Raw genomic sequence first — 5382 nt, forward strand, 5'->3', positions numbered from 1 at the left:
CGGTCATCCGCGAGAACCGGACGCCACCAGCCGAGCCAGCTTATGGCGGGAACCCAGAAACAGCGCTGCCAGCAGCAAGGGCAGGACGACACTTCTGAACACGCCATCGCGGCCGACCAATGCGGTGTGGTCGCTCCCCACCAGTGTCCAGGTTCTGACGAAGACGACGAGATAGAGAAGATAAACAGTGAGACCGAGCCTCCAGTTCGGTTGATGTTTCACGCCGCTGCCTCCGCGTTTCGGGCTATGGGTCACGTGGCGGCGGCGGTGGCCGTCAGCATCGACAGACCGAAGAATATCCAGTCGTTCAGAATATGGGCCCCGGCCGAGACCCAGAGGTTCCGGGTGATGATATAGGGCAGGATGAGAACGATCCGCGCGATCGCGACCCCGAGAAGAAGCTGGACGATCTTCCAGTCATAGGTGGCGCCGTGCTCGATGGCGAAGATCACGGCCACGATCAGAACGGCGAGCATGATGGCGGATTTCCGGCCCATGCCGCCGCGGGCGGTGAACCACCAGAGCAAAGCGAGAAACGGCAGGATCGAGGTCACCTCCTCGCCAATGAGCTGAATGCCGGTCAGGGCGAAGAAATGCAGCGCCTGCCCGGCCTCCAGTGCCCCGGCATCCGACATCGCCGAATTCGCGGTTGCATCGGTCAGCGAGGTGATCAGCGCGCCGGTGACCAGCGTCACGAGCAGGTTGAGGACCGCAAAGCCGATCATCAGCAGCACATCCACGCCCCGCACGGGCCGGAACAGCGCCGTCCAGTGCCGTCCCGCCACCAGCGCCAGCGCGGCCAGCGGGATCGCCCAGAACAGGAATGCGAGCAGGTAGCGCCACGCCCCGCCATCCACCATGCGCGGGCCAAGCAGAAGCACGGCGAAGCCAAGCGCCACGCCCGCCAGCACCAACACCCAACCACCCGTGGCTATTCCGACCGGTCGTCCACGATAATAGGGAAAGTCGTCGCCTTTGCGTTCGAACCAGAACATACGTTCCGGCGTCGCCGATCTGTCGCTCATGACGTGCCCTCCCTGTTGCGCAAGGCCGCGCCCCGCCGGACTGCCTGTCCGATGGGGCGCGGCCGCGGCGTCTTAGCTTACTGCAACGTCACAAGGCCGCCTTTGCCGCCGGCACTGAAGGTCAGCAGGTATCTTCCGTTACCGTTGTTCTTCAGGATGGCGCTGCCGGTATCGCCATTGGTGCAATGGATCACCGTGCTTCGGGTCTGGCCGCGCCGTGGCAGGGAGTCGATGGACCCGGTGCAGCTGAACCCGTCGGTGGTTGCCGTGAGGATCACCGCATAGACCCGGCCATTGTTCGAGGTCACATGCCCGAAGAGCGGGCCGCCCAGGGTCACCGTACCGGTGCCGCGCAGATGTGTCGACGGGCCGCCGCCGCCTTCGGCGGTTCCGCCGCCCTGCTCGCGCAGATAGCCGGCAACCGCGTCGTCGGCGCGCTGGCGCTGGGCGCGGGTGCAGCTCGATCCCGACTGGATGCGGCTGCCATTGGCATTGTAAAGCATTGTGCAGCCCGAGGCCCATTGCACCTCGATCTCGCCGCTGCTGCGCACGTAGAGCCGCGGCACATCGGATGAACCGCCCGTTGAGGTGCCGCCGGATTCACGCAGATAGGCGCCGCTGGCCCAGCCGGTGATGCTGCCATCGCGTGTCTGGACTTTGCACCAGCGCGAATTTCCCGAGCCCTGGCAACCGAGATTGCGCAGAACCGCGCCATTGGGCGCGCGGGCGATGATGCGGTTGAGCGTGCTGGGTCCGGAGCGGATATTGAGCGTGTCGCCCGACGAAACGCCGGTCACCTGCCAGAAATCCGGGCCGCCGGCCTGCACAAGGATCAGCCCGTCGGGCCCCGGATCGCCCGGTGGAATGGCATGATCCAATGACGGGGCGGCTTCTGGCACGATGTCGATCGTACCGAAGGCCGAGGCCGGGCCTGACGCCACCCCGGCCGCCATAACGATGGCGCTGAAAATCTTTGTAAATATGCGCATTCTCTGTCCTCCAGCTCTGGATTCAATAGCCAAAATTTTCCGGGCTTGCCGTTGAAGCTCCCGCGCCGGATCGGGACCGGGTCTTTGGCAGAAGCCGCAATGGCCCGCCGAAACACGGCGGATAACTCGCACGACTTGTCTTTCGCGGCGCGCTGGCCGCGTGCGATCCGGGGCTACTTGGCCGCCTCGGCAGCCGCGAAGTCGGAGGTGACGAGCTGAACCTCCGAGCAGCTCGCCCCGGCATTGATCCGAACGCCCGCGGGGTTGTAGAGCACCGTGCAGCCGGAGGCCCAGGAGGCTTCGATCTCGCCGGAGGGGCGGATGTAAAGGTCCGGGCCGAGCGGGCTGGCGGACGGGAGTGTCGTCCCGGTGCCTGCCGCCGCCGGCATCGCGCCTTCGCGCAGGAACCGGCCCGCGACCCAGCCGCGATAGGCGCCGTCATCCACCTCGACATGGCACCAGCGCCCATCGCCTTGCCCCTCGCAGCCCAGATTGCGCAGCAATTGCCCGTTGGCGGCCTTGCCGACCGCCGCATAGCCGGTGCCGGGCCCGGAGCGGACATTGAGCGATCCGTTCACGCTGACCTGCCACCAATCCGGCCCGCCCGCCTCGCCATCGGCGTAATCGGGTGCCGGTATGACCGCTGCGGTGCCGGCGCTGTCGTCGCCGAGGAACATCACCCCCGACGTGCTGCCGTCCTCATACGCGATACATTGCCACGGCGCGCGATCCGGCCCCACGGCAAGCTGCACCATCGTGCCCGCTTCGGAGAAGTCGGAGCTGACCACCGCGACATCGCCGGTATTCGCCATGTCGGAAACCGCCGCGAGGCAGACGCTCTCCGGGTCCGTCGCGGCAACCACGGCAGCACCCCCGCCGCCACCGCCGCCGTCGATGTTCACCGCGATGGTGTAGTCCGCCGTCTCATTGCGGCGCGCGGCATTGCGCATCAGGTAGACGCGGATCACCCAGTCGCCGTCCGACGGCAACACGTCCTCGAAATGCAGCCCGTTGATCGACCCGACATAGATCGCCGCCGGATCGCCGGCCTTCATGACGTTGAAATAGGAGCTGGCATTCGAGGTGGTCATGTCGACGCTCATGGTCTGGCCGGCGGAGGCGGTCAGCACGTAATCGACGATCTGATCTCCGGTGATCGCGCCCTGAAGACTGGTGCCGGTCGTTCCCGCGGCAAAAGCGACGTGCTCGGTCTGGATCGCCTGCGCGATACCCTGGGCAGGCGCGGCAAGGGCCAGACAGGTGGCCAGGACGGTCAGGATCGGGGGGCGTGCGAACATGATATGGTCTCTCCGTTACAGTCTTGGTATTTGGCCCGGTCGGGCGGCACCTGGTTGCGCGGCGGGCCGCACGAGGCAATGACCGGCCCGCCGCGCCGCCATGTCCCTACCGGGCACCTGGCAGAGGGTCGTCGGGTTTGACGAAGTCGACCTTGATATCGTCGATGCAGGAGGCATCGAGCGGGGCGGTCGGGTTGTTGAGGAAGGCCACCGAAATATCTGCGGCGCAGGGCTGGAAAATCAGGCTGCCATGGCCGGCTTCGGGGAAGACGAAGTTGCGTCCGTTGGGCAGCGTCTCGACCGCCACCGCGCCCCAGCGCCACGACGTCTGCGTGTCCTTGATCCCGTTCAGGGCCAGCACCGGCACATCCGAGACCACCGAGTCGTGAAACCCGTCGCGCGGATGCGGTTCGAAATGGGCGCATTTATCGTATTGGCCGGTTTCCTCGGCAAAGAGCAGGACGAAGGGATACCGTTCGCCCAGTTCGGCGAGACGGGCCTTGAAGCCCTCGATGCTGTTATAGGGCATGTCTTCCTGACAGGCGTAGATCCCCTGATTGATTGCGCTGCGCATGAGCGCTTCGTATTTCGACGCGTCGCGGGTGGCGCTTTCGAAGATGAGGGCGAAGTCGGCATCGGTCATCGCCGCGATCAGGCCGAGCAGCGTCTCGCGGTCGGCGCCGGTGAAATGCGCCTCCACCCAGTCGATCAGCGGCTGCGGCCCCGGGATCTGGGTTTGCAGCATGGCGAAATCCTGCACCATCGCCGTCAGGGCATCCGGGTCACCATTCGCCAGGGCGGCCTGGGTGGAACGTGCATCGAAGGCTTCGGCGACGCTGGCCGTCTCGCGGGCTTCGCCCAGATCGGCCTTCAGACGTTCGATTGCGGCGACGGCGCCTTTGTCGAGATGTTCCATCGCCTGCGCCCCCTCCAGCGCCAATCGCACCAGGGCGCGCTCGTCTTCGGTCAGGCCCTTCACGTCGCCGAACGCCGCCGTCGGGTCGGGCTGCGGCATGGTCGAGATCGCATCATAGGCATCGGTCTTGCCCTCGGCGAGTTCGGCGAAGATCCGGGGCAGCCAGGCGGTGATGGGCCGCTTTTCCATCGGCGCGTTGCGGGCGATGAAGGCAAGTGTGAACAACGATACCATGTTGATTTCCGGCTGACCCCGGCTGGCCGGCACCGGGTCGTTGATCAGCCTTTCGAACGCGGCGTTGATCGTCGCGCGCAGATCGGGATAGGCGGCATTGCACACCTCGTCCGCCGCGCATTGATCCACCAGCGCATCGGCGGCATCGGCATAGGGGCCGAGCAGATCGTCGTAGAGAAACACGCTGGACGGCGCGACCCCGTCGATCACCACCGAGCGCACGCCCGCCGGCGCGGTCCGCAGCACTTCGAGCGCAAGCCGGGTGCCGTAGGAGATGCCGTAGATATTGTATGTCGGGTAGCCGATCGCCGTCATTAGCGCGCGCACGTCACGGGCGTTGTTCTCGGTGTTATAGGCCGTCAGATCGGCGTCGCTGGCGCGGATTTCTTCCAGGCAGGGGTCGATCACCCTGGCCAGCAGCTCGCCCGGCAGTTCCCGCGTGCCCGCGGGAACCTTGGCCAGTTCGACGATGTGATCGGCCATATCCCGGTAGCAGTTCACCGTGCGCGACGACAGGGCCGCCGCCCGCTGATCGAAGGCGACGATATCGCGGGTGCGGCGGTGCTCGCGGAAGATCAGATCGCCGACCGGCCCGAGCGCCTCCAGCGTGCCGCCGCCCGGCCCCCCATGCAGGTAGACCAGCGGATCGGGGGCGGGCGAGCGCGAGGCGGCTTTGATGATGGCGAATTCCAGCGGTATCCGGTTGCCGTCCGGCCGGGCATAGTCTTCCGGCACGCTCACCGTGCCGCAGATGACGGTCTGGCCTTCCACCTCGATGGTTCCGGGCGGAAATTCGCAGGCTTCGACCGTGACCGGATATCGCGCATCGTAGCCGCCTGCGTGCAACTGGTCGAAATCGGCGTTGGGCTGGCCGGCCACCATTGCGGCAACAACGGCGAAGATCTGTTCTGGGGTCACGA

The 5382-nt window shown here is 66.0% G+C and carries 5 protein-coding genes; all 5 read right to left on the bottom strand.

Going from position 1 to position 5382, the window contains the following annotated elements:
- Positions 1–3 precede the first annotated feature (3 nt).
- Positions 4–222: a hypothetical protein gene (locus tag QMG28_RS20805; RefSeq protein ID WP_281844140.1), complete on the bottom strand. Its 219-nt coding sequence runs from the start codon at positions 220–222 to the stop codon at positions 4–6.
- A 29-nt stretch (positions 223–251) separates the two neighbouring features.
- Entirely contained in the window at positions 252–1025 is a 774-nt protein-coding gene (locus tag QMG28_RS20810) for a CPBP family glutamic-type intramembrane protease (RefSeq protein ID WP_281844141.1), read from the bottom strand.
- Positions 1026–1102: 77 nt separating this feature from the next.
- On the bottom strand, positions 1103–2014 hold the full coding sequence (locus tag QMG28_RS20815; RefSeq protein WP_281844142.1) for an SH3 domain-containing protein: 912 nt from the start codon (positions 2012–2014) through the stop codon (positions 1103–1105).
- A 173-nt stretch (positions 2015–2187) separates the two neighbouring features.
- Positions 2188–3312, bottom strand: a complete 1125-nt coding sequence (locus QMG28_RS20820) for an SH3 domain-containing protein (RefSeq protein ID WP_281844143.1) — start codon at positions 3310–3312, stop codon at positions 2188–2190.
- Between the two features lie 106 nt (positions 3313–3418).
- The coding region (locus QMG28_RS20825; protein ID WP_281844144.1) for an alpha/beta fold hydrolase at positions 3419–5382 on the bottom strand (1964 nt) is incomplete at its 5' end.

It is taken from the genome of Sinisalibacter aestuarii, from assembly GCF_027923545.1.
Classification (GTDB): Bacteria; Pseudomonadota; Alphaproteobacteria; order Rhodobacterales; family Rhodobacteraceae; genus Sinisalibacter; species Sinisalibacter aestuarii.